Below are 16,892 nucleotides of genomic sequence, written 5' to 3'. Positions count from 1 at the left end.
ATGCTCCACTTCACAGGCGATCGACCGCCACCGCAGGTGCGGCGCGGCTGGCGGGAAGCGCGCCCCGAAAGCGAGACGCGCCATCCCAAGTTCAATGTCAGCCCTTAAAGGATCGTCTTGGCCCAGCGCTCGGCCAGCTCGCCCTGCTTCTCGTTGACGAAATCCCAGTCCCAGGTGAGTATCTTGGTCATTGCCTCGCCCGAGACCGGCACGTCGGCCTTGAGGTCGTCCGGAATGACCACCTTGGAGTTGGTCGGCGACACGAAGAATTCCTTCGCCATCAGCATCTGGATTTCCGGCGACAGCAGGAAGTCAGCATATTGATAGGCCAGCTCCTTTTCCGGTCCATTGGCCAGGATCGAGACCGTCTGGTCGAACATGAACATGCCTTCCTCGGGAACGACGCATTCGACCGGCAGGCCCTGCTTGCGCAGCCGCGCGATCTCGCCGAAATCGAACGGCGCGACGACGATTTCGCCTGAGGACAAAGCCGTGGAGAGGTTGAAGTCGACCTGGATCACCTGGCCGAGCTTGGCGAGAGCGTCAAAGCCGGCATCGACATCATACTGGTCCTTGCCGAAGATCTTCGAGGCCAGCAGCAGCTCCATCTTGCCGGCGCTGTTGGCGAAATTGTAGAGGCCGATCCTGCCCTTGAACTCCTCGTTGCTCCACAGGTCCTTCCAGGCCTTGGGCGGCGTCTGAACCAGATCGGTGCGGTAGCCGATGCCGATCGGCGAAATGGCGCCGGTGGCGCCGAAACCGTCGGCGATCTTGGCCAGCGGATAGAGGTCGTTGTAATTCGGCAGCTTGGCCAGATCGAGTTTTTCGAAGAAGCCCTCCTTGCGCAGGCCGGACGCGAACACCTCATTGGTCATGATGATAGAGTAGGGCGGCTTGTCGACGCCGGCGGCACGCAAATTGGCGCCGAAGACGCGGCCATTGCCGACATCGAGCGTCACCTTGGCGCCGGAGGCCTTCTCGAAGGCCGGTGCGATGGTCGAGCGCCAGAACTGTTCCCAGACGCCGCCGAGCGTCGGCACGATCAGCGTCTTTTCCTGGGCGATGGCAGGCATCCCAATGAGCCCGGCGGCGCCGAGCGCGCCCATTCCGGCAAGCGTCTGTCGTCTGGTCAGTTTCGTCATCACAATTCCCCTTGTTGATTTTTTTGAATCAATTCGTTCTTTGGGACGGCCGAAGCCCTCCATCGTTCAGCGGCCGAAAGCCTGTCTGGTCTTCAGCTCGATATAGTCTCCATAGGTGATCGGCTCATACTTGGCCTGCTTGCCGTCGGTGCAGAACGGCTCCAGGCAGGAGATCAGCGTCTCCTTGCTGGGATTGACGAAGAAAGGGATCGACTGACGGCGCGAACTGCCTTTCCTGTTGCGCGGCGGATTGGCGACGCGGTGCGGCGTCGAGACCCATTCGTCATTGCTCCAGCGCATGAAGGCGTCGGCGATGTTGACGACATAGGCGCCGTCGATCGACGGCGCATCGAGCCAGCGGCCGTCGCGGGTCTGCACCTGCAAGCCGCCGGACGAGGCTTCCGAACGCAGGATGGTCATGAAGCCGTAATCGCTGTGAACGCCGGCGCGAAGCTGGCCGGGCAGGGGATCCACGTCCTGCTCTGGATAGTTGATGACCCGGAGCGCCGACAGATGGTTCTCGAAGGCCGGCTCGAAATAGTCGGGCTCGAGGCCGATCGCCTGGCAGAAGATGCGGCGTAAATGTCTCGCCAGCGTCTCCATCTCTAAAAAGTAATCGCGAAAGGCGCTCTCGATACCTTCGGGCTGGTCCGGCCAGGTGTCGCCATTGAGGCGCAGGCCGAAATTCAGGCTTTCCTTGTAGTCGCCGGGTGTCTTGATGCCCTTGGTGGCAGCCAGCGCCTCGTCGGCGATCGGCGAGAACGCGACGCCGCCGTTCAGGCCGGTTCCGCGCCCATGGCTGCGCTTGTAGTCCTCGGGAAGATCGAAGAAGGCGCGCGCTAGATTATAGAGCCGCATCGTCCTCTCGGGCGACACGCCATGGCCGGTGACCAGAAAGAAGCCGGTGGTCCGGCAGGCGGTCTCGATAGCCCTAACGACAGCGCCGGCGCCGGCCTCGTTGCGAATGAAAGGCCCGACATCGACGACGGGAATTCCCTGATCTGTTGCTTCGGCTTGATCTGTTGCTTCGACTTGAGGCGCAGGCTGCATGATCGCGATCACCTTCCTGTTGGAAATGTCAAACGCAGAAGGCGAAAACCAGGCATGGCCGCTTCAGGGTGTTGAAGCAGTGAAAGCGGGCAGGGCGGATGATCTCGCATGCGCATCGCTGTGCCTTCTCTTGTGCCTTGTCCCCGCTTCGAGAGAAGCCGGGGAAACGCCGGTTTGATGGACGTTATAGCTACAAACGAATGTTGACAAGATCATCTGTTGTTGTCAATATCGAAAATGTTCAGCTACGAATTGGACAGGCCGGGTGAGACTATGGACGACCTTGGAGCACAGGAACAAGCGGTTCTGGACCTCATCGCGGCGAACCCGTTCGCCGGCCAGCAGGACATAGCGACCGCGCTCGGCATTGCCCGTTCGACCGTCGCGGCCCACATCGTGCAGCTCGTCAACAAGGGCTACATTCTCGGCCGCGGCTATGTGTTGCCGGCTTCCAAGCGCATGATCTGCATCGGCGGCGCGGTCCTGGACCGCAAGTACCACGCCAAGAAGGATCTGATCTTCGAGACGTCGAACCCGGTCGACGGCTATCGCAGCTTCGGCGGGGTCGCCCGCAACGTCGCCGAGAACCTTGTCCGCCTCGGCGTCGACGTCAGCTTCGTCTCGATTGTCGGCGATGACGAGACCGGCCGCTCGCTGGTGCGGCATCTGCGCGATCTCGGCGCCGACGTCAGCCAGGTGATCACCACAACGGAGCGGCCGACGGCCGAATACGCGGCCATCCTCGATCTTAACAACGATCTCGTGCTCGGCATCGCCGACATGGAGATTTTCGATCTGTTTTCACCATCCTATCTCGATCGCTTCTGGCCGCATCTGGCTTCGGCGACTTGGGTGTTCATCGACTGCAACCTGCCGGCCGCGACGATCGCAGCGCTGATGTCACGCAAGCAGGGCGCGCGTTTCAAGCTCGCCGTCGACACGGTGTCGTCGCCGAAATCGGCACGCCTGCCGAAGGACCTGACCGGCATCGACCTGTTGTTCACCAATCACGACGAGGCCAACACCATGCTTGGCATCACCGATGCCGACAAGCGGCTGAAGCCGAAAGACGCTGCGGCGGCCTTGCGCGCGGCAGGTGCTGCCGAGGTCATCGTGACCATGGGCGCGCATGGATTTGCTGTGGCGACCGAGAGCGGCGTGGCGACGATGCGCTCCGTGCCAGCGCGGGCCGTCGACATCACCGGCGCCGGCGATGCGATGATTGCCGGCACCATGTACAAGGTGCTTTCGGGCGATCCCGTGCCCCACGCAGCGCGCACCGGCGCGCTGCTCGCCACGCTGACCACCGAGAGTGAATCCAGCGTTCATCCCGATCTGTCGCCGCGCTTCCTCACCGCCGGCATGTACCGCATTCCCGCTTGAAAGCGAGACGACCCTGAAAGCGAGACGACGATGAAAACTTCCCTCCTTCACCTGAACGACGAAGTCGCGGCAGCACTCCGGGAAGGCCGCGCAGTGGTGGCGCTGGAATCGACGATCATCACCCACGGCATGCCCTATCCGGCCAACCTGGAGACCGCGCGCGGTGTTGAAACCGTGGTGCGCGAGAACGGTGCTGTGCCCGCCACGATCGCGGTGGTTGCGGGCAAGATCAAGGTCGGGCTCGACGACACTGAGTTGGAAAAGCTGGCAGCGGCAAAAGACGTGGTCAAGGCATCCGGGCGCGACCTCGCGGCAATCATGGTGGGCGGCGGATCGGCCGGCACCACGGTCTCGGCGACGATGCGGATCGCTGCATTGGCAGGCATCGGCATTTTCGCGACGGGCGGCGTCGGCGGCGTGCATCGCGGCGCCGAGGCCACTTTCGATATCTCGGCCGACCTGACCGAACTCGGGCAGACCGGCACGACCGCCGTCTGCGCCGGCGTGAAATCGATCCTCGATATGGCAAAAACGCTGGAATATCTGGAGACCCAGCGCGTGCCGGTGATCGCCTATCAGAGCGATGATTTTCCGGCCTTCTATACGCGCTCCAGCGGACTGAAAGCCGATCATCGCCTCGACACGCCGGAGGAGATTGCTGGGGCCATGCTGCTGCACGAGCAGATCGGCTCGGGCACCGGCATCCTCGTTGCCAATCCAATTCCGGAAGTGGATGCGCTCGATCCGGCCTTCATCGACGGCACGATCGCTGCGGCTGTGGCGGAAGCCGAACAACGCGGCATCGGACGCAAGGAATTGACGCCGTTCCTGCTCGCCCGCATCAACGAGCTTTCGCAAGGCCGCAGCCTGAAGGCCAATATCGCGCTGGTCCGCAACAACGCCGAGCTCGCCGCTCGCATCGCCGTGGCGCATGCGCGGCTGAAGCGCATGGCCGCGTAGACAAGGTCAACTCTCAGCCCGGCTTCACCGACCTCCGATTTCCGACTGCCGAAAATACCAGGAGAACCGCATGAGCGAGCAGGCCACCTACGAGACGATCCTTTACGAGAAGGACGCGACCGACAAGTTCGCGACGATCACCATCAATCGTCCCGACAAGCTCAATGCGATGAACAAGACGGTGATCCGCGAGATCGACAAGGCACTCGCCGCCGCCGTTGCCGATCCTGATATCAACGCGCTGGTGATCACCGGCGCCGGCCGTGCCTTCTCCTCCGGCTACGATCTGCAGGGCGGCGACTTCGATGTCGACATCGATTTCTGGCGCGAGGACATGGGCGAGAACGCTGAAGCGCTGCTCAACATCTGGCGCGCGCCGATCCCGGTCATCGCGTCGGTCAACGGCTATGCGCTGGCCGGTGCGCTGGAACTGATGATGTGCTGCGACCTGGCGATCGCCGCCGACAATGCGAGATTCGGCGAGCCTGAGGTGCGCCACAATTCCGGGCCGCCGGCGCTGATGATGCCTTGGCTGCTCGCCACGCGCGACGTGCGTTGGCTGATGTATACGGGCGACCTTGTCGACGCCGAGGAGGCGCTGCGCATGCATCTGATCAACCGGATCGTGCCGGCCGATCAGTTGAAGGAAAAGACGGAAAACCTCGCCCGCAAGCTGGCGCGCATGCCGGTTCCGGCGCTGAAGTTCACCAAGGCGTCGATCAACAACCAGCAGATGGTGGCCGGGCTGCTGCCGTCCTTCCAATACAATATCGAGGCGATCGCAGCACTGCATGTCACCAAGCAAGGCCGTGAATGGATGGCCAACCTCGCCAAGATGAGCCTCAAGGAATATCTCGCTTTCCGTGACCGTCCGTTCAAGGGCCTCGACTGAGCCGTGACCGGCCTCGCCGCTTCGCATGAGGCGATGCGGGCGCTGATGGCGCCGCGTTCGGTCGCCGTCATCGGTGCTACGGAACGGGCTGACGCGTCGTCGAGCTACGTCATGCGCAATTTGATGGCGTTCGGATTCTCCGGCACCATCATCCCCGTGCATCCGAAGGCCGAAAAGGTGTTCGGCATTCCGGCCATTCCGTCGCTCGACCGGCTCGATGCGCCGGCGGACGTGGCGGTGATTGGCATCGGCTCGGCTCACGTTCTGAGTTCGCTTGAAGAAGCCGGCAAGGCCGGCGTCAAGGCGGCTGTCGTGCTTGCCAGCGGCTTTGCCGAAACCGACGACGAGGGCAAAGCGCGCCAGCAGGCGCTGGTCGGGATCGCGCGAAAATACGGCATGGCGATTTGCGGGCCGAACTGCCTCGGCCTGTTCAATCTGCAAAGCGGTGCGGCCCTTTACTCCTCGACGCTGTCGCCCAATCTCAGGAAAGGCCAGCTCGCCATCCTGTCGCATTCCGGTGCCAGCGCCATAGCGCTCGCCAACACCGGACGCTTCGGCTTGAGCCACATCATATCGTCGGGTAATAGCGCGGCGACCGATCTTCCCAACTTTCTTTCTTATCTCGCCGACGATGAGGCGACGCGCGTCATCGGACTTGTCGTGGAAGCGATCCGCGATCCCGCCGCCTTCACCTCGGCGATGCAGGCGGTGCATGCCGCCGGAAAGCAAGTGATTGCCCTGCGCGCCGGCAAGTCCAGCAAAGGCGCAGAAGCCGCCGCCGCGCATACCGGTTCGCTCGCCGCCGCCAACGAGGCCTATGAAGCCTTCTTCCGGCGGACCGGCGTGATCGAGGTCGCCGACATGGACGAGTTCGTCGAGACCGCCGCGCTCTGCCTGTCGCTGAAGGCCAGGCCAACGCGCGGGGGCGTCGCGGTCGTTGGGGTCAGCGGTGGCGGTGTCGCCCATGTCTCCGACATCGCCGACCAGGTCGGCATCGACCTCCCGGAGTTTTCACAACACACCATCGCGCGGCTGAAGGCCTTGCTGCCGCCCTTCGCCACGCCGCAGAACCCGGTCGACACCACGGGCGTGGTTTTCGCCGATGGCGCGATCTATCGCCGCGTGCTCGACATCTTGGCGCAGGATCCCGCCGTCGGCCTGATCGTCGCCGCGCAAGACGCGCCTGTCGGCCTCGGTGCCGGCGGCGCTGCCGAATATGTCGGCATTGCCGACGCCGTTGCCGCTTACGCAAAGGATGCGACCGTTCCCGTCATCTTCATGAGCAATCTCTCCTCCGGACACCATCCCGTGGTCCGGGACAGGCTTGCCGGCGTGCCGGTGCTCAACGGCACACGTGCTGCGCTGCGTGCCGTGCGGCGGCTGCTGGACGCGACCGGCGCCACGATACCGAACGCCCCGGCGATCGAACCGGCCGGCGAAAACGATCCGTGGGCAAAGCGTCTTGCTGCCGGCAAGAAGCTGACCGAGCGGGAGGCCAAGCAGTTGCTGGCCGAGAACGGTCTGAGAGTGACGCGCGAGCGTCAGGCGGTAACGGCGCAAGAGGCAGGCGAGGCTGCAGAGGCGATCGGCTTTCCGATCGTGCTGAAAATCGAATCGCCTGACATTCTCCACAAGACCGAAGCCGGCGGCGTGCAGCTCGGCATAGGCAGTGCAGCCGAAGCTGCCGAAGCCTTCACGGCGATCATGCAAAATGCCGGGGCCTACGCACCGGATGCGGAACTGCGTGGCGTGGTGGTGCAGGAAATGGCCGGGCGCGGCGTCGAAGTGCTGGTCGGCCTCATCCGGCACGAGCCGTTCGGCCTCGGTATCGTCGTCGGCATCGGCGGCGTTCTTGTCGAGCTGGTCAAGGACGCCGCATTCGATCTGCTGCCGATCGATTGCAAGTCGGCCGAGGCGCTGATCGATCGGACACGACTAGGCCCTCTGCTCGAGGGCTATCGCGGTGCGCCGCAAGCCGACAGGCAAGCGCTGGTCGAGACGATCTTGGCGCTGTCAGATTTCGCCGGTCGCTATGGACACCTGATCGAGGCCGTCGACCTCAATCCGGTCGTGGTGTTCGAGAAGGGGGTCTGCGTTCTCGATGCGCTGGTGATTCCGAGAGCGGAATAGTCACGCCGCCGTCTCCAACCGGCTTTCCCTGCCCAATTTTGCCAGCAGCGCTTTCTTCTTTGTCTCGAAACGTTCGACCGCCGCCATCTTGACGTGGCCGAAGCCGCGCACCTCTTCCGGCAGCCGGGCAAGCTCGGTCGCTACGGCATGATTGCTCGGCGTCAGCCGCGCCGAAAGGCCTGAGATCAGCCCTTCATAGTCGGCAACCATGCGCCGTTCCATCCGCCGCTCCTGCGTGCGTCCAAACGGATCGAAGCGCGTTCCGCGCAAACCCTTCAGCCATGCCAGCATGGCGAAGACTGGGTTGATCCAGGTGCCGAAAGCGATCTTGCCGGGATGGCCGGTGCGTGGGTCGATGCGCGAAATCATCGGCGGCGCGAGATGATGCCTGATCCTGAAATCGCCCTCGAACTGCTCGGCCAGTTTTTTCCTGAAGGATTGATCGCGATGTAGCCGCGCCACCTCATATTCATCCTTGTAGGCCATCAGCTTGAAGGCCCCGACCGCCACGGCTTTGGCAAAATCCTCGGAGCCGGCTGAGGTCCCGGCTTCGGCCGCGCGGGCGGTCTCCACCAGCTTGCGGTAGCGGTTTGCGTAGGCAGCATTCTGATAGTCGGTCAGGAATGCCATCCGGCGGGCAACCATGGCGTCGAGCGTCTCTGGCTTCGTCGCCTCGGCGCTGCCTATCTGCGCCGTATTCAGCACCGCCGCAAGGTCGATCGCCGCGCGGCGGCCCCAGCCGAAGGCAGCACGGTTCATGGCGACGCCCGCGCCGTTCATCTCGATCGCTCTGTCGATCGATGTCAGGCTGATCGGCAACAGTCCGCGCTGCCAGGCATTGCCGAGCAGGAACATGTTCGCGGCGATGGCGTCGCCCATCAGCGCGAGGCCAAGCTTCGTCGCCGAAACCAGCGTGACCGCCTCCTCGCCGGCTGCCCGGCGCAATTGCTTCAGCGTCGCTTCCTGGCGGAAGTCGATCGCGGTGTTCTGCACGAAGGAGGCGGTCGGCGCGAAATGATCGTCGAGCACGGCTCTTGTGCGGCCATGCGCAAAGGTCGAGAGCGATGTCGCGGACGCAGAGACGACGATGTCGAAGCCAAGCACCAGATCGGCCTCGCCTGGGCCTATCCTGACCGTGTTGAGCAAGTCGGGGTCGCGCGCCAGCCTGATATGCGAGATCACCGCGCCGTTCTTTTGCGCCAGCCCGGTTTGGTCGAGGGTCAGAAGGCCGAGCCCGTCGAGATGCGCCGCCTGGGACAGAATGGCGCTGACCGTGATGACGCCGGTGCCGCCAATGCCGGCCAGCAGCATGTTGTAGGGGCGGTCGAGCGCCGCCAGCGCCGGCATCGGCAATTCACCGGAACCAGCCACCACCGCGCGCGCTTTCGGCTTGCGGATCGTGCCGCCTTCCACGGTCACGAAGCTCGGGCAAAAGCCCTTGATGCAGGACAGGTCGGTGTTGCAGCTCGACTGGTTGATCCTCCGCTTACGGCCGAACTCGGTCTCCTCAGGCTCGATCGAAATGCAGTTGGAGACGGCCGAGCAATCGCCGCAGCCTTCGCAGACCAGTTCGTTAATGAAGGCGCGTTTTGGTGAGACCGGATAGGCGCCGCGCTTGCGGCGGCGGCGTTTTTCGGCGGCGCAGACCTGATCGAAGACCAGCACCGTCACGCCCTCGATCTCCCTGAGCTCGCGCTGCACGGCGTCGAGTTCGTCGCGATGGTGGATGGTCACGGACCGCGGCAGGACGCCCGCCCAGGCCTCGGGCTTTTCGGACACCACGACCACGCGTTTCGCGCCCTCGGCCAGCGTCTGCTCGACGATGGAGGGCACGGAAACCTCGCCGTCATGACGCTGGCCGCCGGTCATGGCGACGGCATCGTTGTAGAGGATCTTGTAGGTGGCGCTGATCTTGGCGGCGATGGCAGCTCGGATCGCCAGCAGTCCGGAATGGAAATAGGTGCCGTCACCCATATTGACGAAAATGTGCTTCTCGTCTGTGAAGGGTGACAGGCCGATCCACGCGCCGCCTTCGCCGCCCATCTGGGTGAAGGTGGAGGTCTCACGCTCCATGCCGATGACCATCATGTGGCAACCGATGCCGGTCGAGGCGCGGCTGCCGTCGGGCACCACGGTCGAGATCGAGTGCGGGCAGCCGGAGCAGAAATAGGGGTCGCGCTTCAGCGCGATGATCTCGCCGGGGGCAGACGCCGCGACGGCCTCGATTGTCTTCAGATGCAGGCCAAGCTCCGCGTCCGGCGCGCCGAGCCGCGAGACGATGGCGCGGGCGACCGAAACGGCGCTGATCTCGCCGATGGAAGGCAGCAGCGGCGCGCCGCGCTCGTCCATCTTGCCGAAGACGCGCGGGCGATCCGGCGCGTTGAACAGCAGCGCCTTGATCTGGTTCTCGAGCACCGGCCGCTTCTCCTCGACGACGAGGATTTCCTCCAGCCCTTGCGAAAAGGCCTTTAGCCCCTCCGGCTCGAGCGGCCAGACCATGCCGACCTTGTACAGCCGGATGCCGAGCTCGGCCGCGCGCCGCTCGTCGATCCCGAGCGCCGACAGCGCGCCAAGCAGATCGAGCCATGACTTGCCGGTCGAGACGATGCCGAGCCGCGCCTTGCCGCTGCCATGCACGATACGGTCGATGCCGTTGGCACGGGCAAAGGCGCGCACGGCCGCCATCTTGTGCTCGATGCGGCGCTCCATCGCATGCGGGCCATCCGGCCAGCGCAGCGACAGGCCGTCGGCTGGCAGCGCCAGCTCTGGCGCGATGATGGTCAGCCGCGCCGGGTCGACATCGACGGTCGCCGTGCATTCGACGATCTCGGTCTGGCACTTGAAGCCGATCCAGGCGCCGGAGTAGCGGCTCATCGCCCAGCCGAGCAGGCCATAGTCGATATATTCGCCGACGCCGCCCGGTGACAGCAGCGGCACCATGGCCGAGATCAGATTGTGCTCGCTCTGGTGCGGCAGCGTCGACGAGACGGCGCCATGATCGTCGCCGACCAGAAGCAGCACGCCGCCATGTCGGTTGGTGCCGACGGCATTGGCATGGCGGATGACGTCCATCGTCCGGTCGACACCGGGACCCTTGCCGTACCACATGGAAAAGACGCCATCATAGCGCGAACCCGCGAACATGCCGGTCTGCTGCGTGCCCCAGACGGCGGTCGCGGCCATGTCCTCGTTGAGGCCGGGATGGAAGACGACGTGGTTTGCCCTGAGATATTTGCCGGCGCGCTGCATCTCGCGGTCGAAACCGGCCAGCGGCGAGCCGCGATAGCCCGAGACATAGCCGGCCGTGTTGAGGCCGGCGGCAAGGTCACGCTGGCGCTGGACAAGCGGCAGCCGTACCAGCGCCTGCGTGCCCGAGACCAGGATGCGGCCGCGTTCCAGAACATAGCGGTCGTCAAGGCTGGCCGGAACCGCATTCGCTTGTCCGCTTTTCGGGAGAGCGGCAGCCGTCATTGGGGCATTCCTTCACGCGCAACATCCACCGGCGCGAGGTCGAAGACCCGCCCGGCATTGAGGATATTGTTCGGGTCGAAGGCCGCTTTCAAGCGCCGCATGGCCGCGATCTCGGCATCGCTGCGCGCCAGGTGCAGCCATTGCTTCTTGTCGAGGCCGATGCCATGTTCGGCCGAGACGCCGCCGCCGGCCGCGGCCACGCCCCTATAAACGATGTCATATGCGGCGGCCGGATCCACGGTGCCAACCTGATAGTGCAGATTGCCATCACCGAGATGGCCGAAGACATAGATGTCGGCGCTGGGGTCGATTGCGCGGATCGCGGCTTCTGCCGCTTGCAGGAAAGTGCCCATCCTCGCCAGCGGAATGCTGATGTCGACGCCGATCAGGCCTTTCATCGAAAACAGAAAACGATTGGCGTCCTCTCGCACCGCCCAGAGCGCGCGGAATTCGCGCGGCGACTGCGAGACGACCACGTCGTCGATCACGCCGTCTTCAACCGCCTGCATCAGCACCGCGGCAAACCGTTCGCCGTCGCGGTCGGGCTCGTGGCCCTGTATCTCGGCGAGCACGTAGACGGGCGAGCCGACCGGCAGTGGCGCCGGCGCATCCATGCCGGCGACCATGGCGCCGTAGAGCGGCGCGAAATTCACCTCATAGGCCGAGAGCAACGGTCCGAGCTTCTGCCTGAGCAGCGCAAGCAGCGCGATCGCCGCATCCAGCGAGGCGACCGCGCAGAAGGCATTGACCTCGGTGGCCGGCTTTGGGTGCAGCCGCAGGCAGGCGCGCGTGACGACGCCTAGCGTGCCTTCGCTGCCGATGAAGAGCTGGTTGAGGTCATAGCCGGAATTATCCTTGGGCAAGCCTTTGAGCGAGGTCAGGATGCTGCCGTCTGCAAGCACGGCCTCGAGGCCCAGCACCTGCGCGCGGTACATGCCGTAGCGCAGCACGCGGATGCCGCCGGCATTGGTGGCGACATTACCGCCGACCGTGGCCGTGCCGCGCGCGCCGATGTCGACGCCGAACAGCAAGCCGGCCGCGTCGGCCGCTTCCTGCACCATTTGCAGCGGCGCGCCGGCCCGGGCGATGATCGTCGCCGCTTCGCGGTCGGGCGCCTCGATCGCCGTCATGCGCTCCAGCGACAGCACCGCTTCGCCGGGCTGAATGCGCGCCGCACCGGCAAGCCCGGTCCGGCCGCCCTGGACGACAAGCCGCTGCCCGACCTCATTGCACAGGCGCAGAATGTCGGACACTTCGCCGGCCGTGCGCGGACGCAGGACGATCGCTGGCGGGGCGCCGTCCTTGCCGTCCGGGTCTTCCTGATAGCGCGGTCCGGCCTCTTCGGCCGAGACAATCGCGGATCTGTCCAGCCGCTTTTCCAGCCGCGACAGAAGCTCGGCAATTCTCTGGGGCATGAGGCTCAAGGAAACGAATGACCCGGACGCTTCGATGCGGCCGGGAGAGTTGTGGATGAAGGCCGCGAAAGCGACGGCAGCCGATTTCTGTCGTCCGGCAAACGAGCGGAAAACCCGCCAAAAATACAGCCGGTTGTTTTCGCCATGCGTCGCTCCTGTAACAGGTCGACCATAGGCGCGGCCTGCCATTTGTCAAACCTATGGGGGCAGCAAAGCAGGTTGCCGACAGCATCCGCTCGGCCATTCTGGATGGCACGCTGAAATGGGGTCTTTGGCAAGAACCCCATTTAACTCATCTCTCACTCTTCAGGAACTCGATCACCATTGCCGCCGTCCAGGTGAAACGGCCGCCGCCGAGCGGTTCGCCGCTGAGCGGATCGTAATATTCGGCAAAGCCGCTCTCGGCGATCAGGTCGACGCTCGACCGCGTGATCCGCTGCGCAACCTGCGTGTGGCCAGAGGCGGCAAGGCCGTCGGCGATCATGTAGTTGACCACCAGCCAGACCGGCCCGCGCCAATAGCGCTTGGCGTCGAAGCGCGGATCATCGAGGTCGTGCGACGGGACGATATAGCGTGCCTTGCCGGCGATACGCTCGATGGTGGCGGCGATTGCAGCGATACGGGGTTTCGGGATGGCCGAGAAGACCGGCAGGATGCCGCCCACCGAAGCGCTGTCGATGAGCTTTCCCATAGCGCGGTCGAGGCAGAGATATTGGCCGTGCGCATCGCTCCACAGCCGCTCTATCGCCGAAAGCCCTTTTTTAGCGCGGCTGCGGTTAGCGTCGGCGATCTCCATTTCGCCTAGCGTCTCGGCGAGATCGGCAAGGTCGGCCGCTGAGCGGATCAGGATGGCGTTGAAGCCGGGATCGACGATCTGGAAGGGCGAGGCATCGTGCAGCTTTGCATTGTCCCAGCCAAGTGCGCGAAAATGCTGCAGCAGCCAGAGGTAGCGGTCATATTGCGCCTTGGTCGGCCGGTGCGCCGGGTCGGCATGCAGGGTGTCGCGGCGCGTGTAAGGCTCGACGCCTTCGGTCGGCACGCGCTCGAAGGCGTCGTCCCAGTCGATGGAATTGTCGCGGCCGGACTCCCATGGATGGATAATGGCGACCAGTCCTTCGCCCCTTGGATCGCGGTTTTCGTAGAACCAGCGATGCCAGGCGTCGATCTTCGGCAGCAGCGCGCGGGCGCGCTCGGCCGCCAGTTTCTTATCCTTGGCCCGGTCGAACAGGCGGCGCACCGCAAAGCCCGCCACCGCCGGTTGGGTGATGCCGGAGGTGGCAGTCGGGCGGTTGGTTCTCCAGACCTCCGGCCCGGGGAAATAGCTGTCGTTCAGGACATGGAAGACGATATGCGGCACCATGCCATCCGGCCATTGATGGGCGAACAGCGTCTCGATCTCGGTCCAGGCGCGCGCCTCGTCATAGTGGGCAAGACCGAGCGCAGTCAGGCAGGAATCCCAGTTCCACTGGAACGGATAGAGGCCCTTGGTCGGGATGGTGTAGTCGCCGTGGTCGTTTTCCCTGAGCACCTCGACGGCACGGGCGATGGTTTCGTTGACGGCAAGAGAGATCATTGAAGCGTTCGTACTTTCGGGATTGAAGGGCGTTGGCAGATTGAAGGGCGTTGGCGGGATCAAAGGGCGTTGGTGGTTTCAGGGTCGAACCAGCGGATGCGATCGGCTTTGGGCGCAAGTCGCAGGTGGTCGCCGACGGCGATCGCAGCGCTCGATTCGAGGATGGCGCGAAACAGCCCACCCTCGACATCGCAGGTGACCAGCGTATGCGGACCGAGCGGCTCGACGACGCGCACGGTGGCATGCAGCCCCTCGTCACCTGCGTCGACATCTTCGGGGCGAATGGCGAATTCAATTTTGTGCTTGTCCGATTTCGGGCCGGGCAGCGTCAGGCCGGCGACGGTCCAGCTTCCGTTCCCAGTCTTCGTCGCGGGGATGAAATTCATCGGCGGGTTGCCGATGAAGGAACCGACGAAGCGTGCGGCCGGGTTGCGATAGACCTCGACGGGCGAGGCGGCCTGGACGATGTGGCCCTGATGCATGACGGCGATGCGGTCGGCGAGACTCATCGCCTCGACCTGATCGTGAGTGACATAGATGGTGGTGGTTTTGGATGCAGCGAGCACGCCCTTGAGTTCGGCGCGCATTTCGAGCCTGAGCAGCGCGTCGAGATTGGACAGCGGCTCGTCCATCAGGATGACGTCGGGCTCCATGGCGAGCGCGCGGGCCACCGCCACGCGCTGGCGCTGGCCGCCGGAGAGCTGGCCCGAATAGCGTTTCAGCAATTGCTCGATATGCATGAGCTCGGCGGTGCGGGTGACGCGGCGTTCGACCTCTTGCTGCGGCAATTTCTTCATGCGCAAACCGAAAGCGATGTTCTCGAACACGGTCAGATGCGGGAAGACGGCATAGTTCTGGAACACCATGGCGATGCCGCGGTCGCGCGGCGGCAGATGATCGACGCGACGGCCGCCGATCCAGACCTCGCCCTGGCTCGGCGTTTCCAATCCGGCGACGATCCTGAGCAATGTCGTCTTGCCGCAGCCCGAGGCGCCGAGCAGCACCATGAATTCCTGGTCGGCGATGGTGAGGTCTATCGAATGCAGCGCGGTGAAGCCGCCGAAGCGTCTGGCCACCTGTTTTATGGCGATCTCAGCCATCGGCTTTCTCCCTATCGCGCGTCATCGGTTGGCGATCCCCCACATGGCGAAAAGGTACTTGCGGACGGCGAAGATGAAGATCAGCGCTGGGATGACCAGTGCCGCCCCACCGGCGAATTTGAGATAGAGCGGCGACTCGCCGAGGCTCTGCAGCAGGAAGGCGGTCAGCGTCCGGTTCTCTATTGTGAGCACGGCGGCGGCAAACACCTCGTTCCAGGAGATGGTGAAGGCAAAGACCGCCGAGGCCGCGATGCCGGGCAGTGCCAGCGGCAGGATGACTTTGCGAAAAGCCTGTAGGCGGGTGCAGCCGAGCGTCCAAGCCGCTTCCTCGAGCTCTACCGGAATGCCTGAGAACAGTGAAAAGGTGATCAGCACCGCGAAGGGCAGCGCCAGCGTGGTGTGAACCAGCGCCAGCCCGATGGCGGTGTCGTCGAGGCCGGTGCGGATGAACATCACCGCAAGTGGCAGCGCCAGCAGCGGCAGCGGAAAGGCGCGGGTCATCAGCACCAGGAAACGGAACGTGCCCTTGCCCGGAAAATCGAAGCGCGACAGCGCGTAGCCGGCGGGCGCGCCGAAGCCGATCGAGAGGATCATCGTCAGCGTGGCGACGAGGACCGAGTTCCACAGCGCCCTGCCGACGCCGGCGAAATTGATGAAGAAAGACAGGCTGCCGAAATCGAAGGAAGGGAAGAAGCGTTTCGGAAAGGCAGTGACCTCTTCCGGCGACGACAAGGCGTTGACTATCAGAAGATAGATCGGCAGCAGCACCCAGACGGAGAGCAGGATGACGGTGGCGACCAGCAGCCAGTTGCCGGCCTTACGGGCTGCGGGCGCGGCGATTGGCATCTCTGCGACGGCGCTCATATGCGTGCTTCCTTCGGCACGCGCAGCACTCGCAGGAAGAACAGCGTGAGCCCGACCGAGATGGCGAGGATGAGCAGCGCGAAAGCGGCGGCAACGTTGCGGTCCTGCAACGAGAATTGCCAGTTGTAGGTCTCACCCATCAGCACCGGAAAATTGGTGCCGCCGAGCGCCGCCACCACGGCGAAAACCTCGAAGGCGAGGATGACACGCAGGATGATCGCCGTCTGCAGGCTGGGACGCAGCAAGGGGAGCGTGATCTTGACGAAGCGCTTCCACGGGCTCGCGCCAAAGACCTCGGCTGCCTCGTGATATTCCCGCGGGATGAGCCCCATGCCAGCGACCAGGATGACCATCATGATTGCGGTCGCGCGCCAGATCTCGGCCAGCACCACGGCGACGAAGATGGTCAGCTTGCTCTGGTAGCCGAGAAACATGACAGGCCTGTCGACGAGGCCAAGGTTCGACAGCAGCGTATTGAGGAAGCCCGACTGGTCGAAGATGGCCAGCCAGATCAGCCCGGCGGCGAGATCGGAGATGCCGAGCGGAATGGCGAAGATGTAGAGCGCCGCACCCCGCCCGGTTTCGAGCCTGGACACCACCGTGGCCATCAACAGCGCCATGACCAGCTGGATCGGCACGACGATAGCTGCGAGCAGGATTGTGTTCCAGAATGCGACCGGGAATTTCCAGTTGCCGGTCATGGTGCGAAAATTGTCCAGCGTGAAGCCGCCATCGCGGGTGAAAGCCTCAAAGGCGACCAGCGCGAACGGGTAGAGGAAGAAGACGCACAGAAACAGCGTCGCCGGCATCAGCAGCAGATAGGGCAGGGCCTTGCCGTGCATGGTGTGTTCTCGGTGCGGCGTATGAAAGGGTGGGCGCCCGGAGCGCAACAGGTTCCGGACGCCCCTCGGG

At 64.1% G+C, this 16,892-nt stretch carries 13 protein-coding genes; 5 read left to right on the top strand and 8 right to left on the bottom strand.

Annotated features, from left to right (window positions below; all coding sequences use genetic code 11):
- Positions 1–104: 104 nt before the first annotated feature.
- Together EJ075_RS03750 and EJ075_RS03745 are read right to left on the bottom strand one after the other, a co-directional pair.
- Positions 105–1,142 carry an ABC transporter substrate-binding protein gene (locus tag EJ075_RS03750; RefSeq protein ID WP_126103416.1) on the bottom strand — a complete coding sequence of 346 codons (1,038 nt, stop codon included), beginning with the start codon at positions 1,140–1,142 and terminating at the stop codon, positions 105–107.
- A gap of 66 nt (positions 1,143–1,208) precedes the next feature.
- Positions 1,209–2,192 (bottom strand): 2-oxoglutarate and iron-dependent oxygenase domain-containing protein, encoded by a 984-nt coding sequence (locus EJ075_RS03745; RefSeq protein ID WP_126103415.1) that lies wholly within the window; start codon positions 2,190–2,192, stop codon positions 1,209–1,211.
- Between EJ075_RS03745 and EJ075_RS03740 the strand changes: the two genes are divergently transcribed.
- The 5 genes from EJ075_RS03740 to EJ075_RS03720 all read left to right on the top strand — a co-directional run bounded on the left by EJ075_RS03740 (position 2,191) and on the right by EJ075_RS03720 (position 7,557).
- Positions 2,191–2,370, top strand: coding sequence for a hypothetical protein (locus EJ075_RS03740; protein ID WP_126103414.1), 180 nt, complete (start codon positions 2,191–2,193; stop codon positions 2,368–2,370). The two genes, EJ075_RS03745 and EJ075_RS03740, sit on opposite strands and share 2 nt — an antisense overlap.
- Before the next feature lie 95 nt (positions 2,371–2,465).
- On the top strand, positions 2,466–3,575 hold the full coding sequence (locus EJ075_RS03735) for a carbohydrate kinase (RefSeq protein WP_095483825.1): 1,110 nt from the start codon (positions 2,466–2,468) through the stop codon (positions 3,573–3,575).
- Positions 3,576–3,605: 30 nt separating this feature from the next.
- Positions 3,606–4,535: a pseudouridine-5'-phosphate glycosidase gene (locus EJ075_RS03730; protein ID WP_126103413.1), complete on the top strand. Its 930-nt coding sequence runs from the start codon at positions 3,606–3,608 to the stop codon at positions 4,533–4,535.
- A 70-nt stretch (positions 4,536–4,605) separates the two neighbouring features.
- Positions 4,606–5,427 (top strand): enoyl-CoA hydratase/isomerase family protein, encoded by an 822-nt coding sequence (locus EJ075_RS03725; RefSeq protein ID WP_126103412.1) that lies wholly within the window; start codon positions 4,606–4,608, stop codon positions 5,425–5,427.
- 3 nt (positions 5,428–5,430) lie between these two features.
- Positions 5,431–7,557 carry an acetate--CoA ligase gene (locus EJ075_RS03720; RefSeq protein ID WP_126103411.1) on the top strand — a complete coding sequence of 709 codons (2,127 nt, stop codon included), beginning with the start codon at positions 5,431–5,433 and terminating at the stop codon, positions 7,555–7,557.
- Here EJ075_RS03720 and EJ075_RS03715 read toward each other — a convergent pair whose 3' ends face one another.
- The 6 genes from EJ075_RS03715 to EJ075_RS03685 form a co-directional block, all read right to left on the bottom strand.
- A complete protein-coding gene (locus EJ075_RS03715; protein ID WP_126103410.1) occupies positions 7,558–11,028 on the bottom strand; it encodes an indolepyruvate ferredoxin oxidoreductase family protein in 3,471 nt (1,156 codons plus the stop codon).
- Positions 11,025–12,443 carry an FAD-binding oxidoreductase gene (locus tag EJ075_RS03710; protein WP_126103409.1) on the bottom strand — a complete coding sequence of 473 codons (1,419 nt, stop codon included), beginning with the start codon at positions 12,441–12,443 and terminating at the stop codon, positions 11,025–11,027. The genes EJ075_RS03715 and EJ075_RS03710 overlap by 4 nt, the downstream gene beginning before the upstream one ends.
- A gap of 292 nt (positions 12,444–12,735) precedes the next feature.
- Complete coding sequence (locus EJ075_RS03700; RefSeq protein ID WP_126103408.1) at positions 12,736–14,016, bottom strand: trehalase family glycosidase; 1,281 nt, start codon at positions 14,014–14,016, stop codon at positions 12,736–12,738.
- Between the two features lie 59 nt (positions 14,017–14,075).
- Complete coding sequence (locus EJ075_RS03695) at positions 14,076–15,116, bottom strand: ABC transporter ATP-binding protein (protein WP_126103407.1); 1,041 nt, start codon at positions 15,114–15,116, stop codon at positions 14,076–14,078.
- Between the two features lie 21 nt (positions 15,117–15,137).
- The gene (locus tag EJ075_RS03690; RefSeq protein WP_126103406.1) at positions 15,138–15,980 is read right to left on the bottom strand and encodes a carbohydrate ABC transporter permease; all 843 of its coding nucleotides are present in this window, start codon (positions 15,978–15,980) and stop codon (positions 15,138–15,140) included.
- The gene (locus EJ075_RS03685) at positions 15,977–16,822 is read right to left on the bottom strand and encodes a sugar ABC transporter permease (protein WP_126103405.1); all 846 of its coding nucleotides are present in this window, start codon (positions 16,820–16,822) and stop codon (positions 15,977–15,979) included. Before EJ075_RS03685 ends, EJ075_RS03690 begins: the two co-directional genes overlap by 4 nt.
- Positions 16,823–16,892 lie beyond the last annotated feature (70 nt).

The sequence above is a fragment of the Mesorhizobium sp. M6A.T.Cr.TU.016.01.1.1 genome, assembly GCF_003952585.1.
Classification (GTDB): Bacteria; Pseudomonadota; Alphaproteobacteria; order Rhizobiales; family Rhizobiaceae; genus Mesorhizobium; species Mesorhizobium mediterraneum.
Note: the sequence above shows the minus strand (reverse complement) of the source record. Positions and strands in the feature narration are given on the sequence as shown.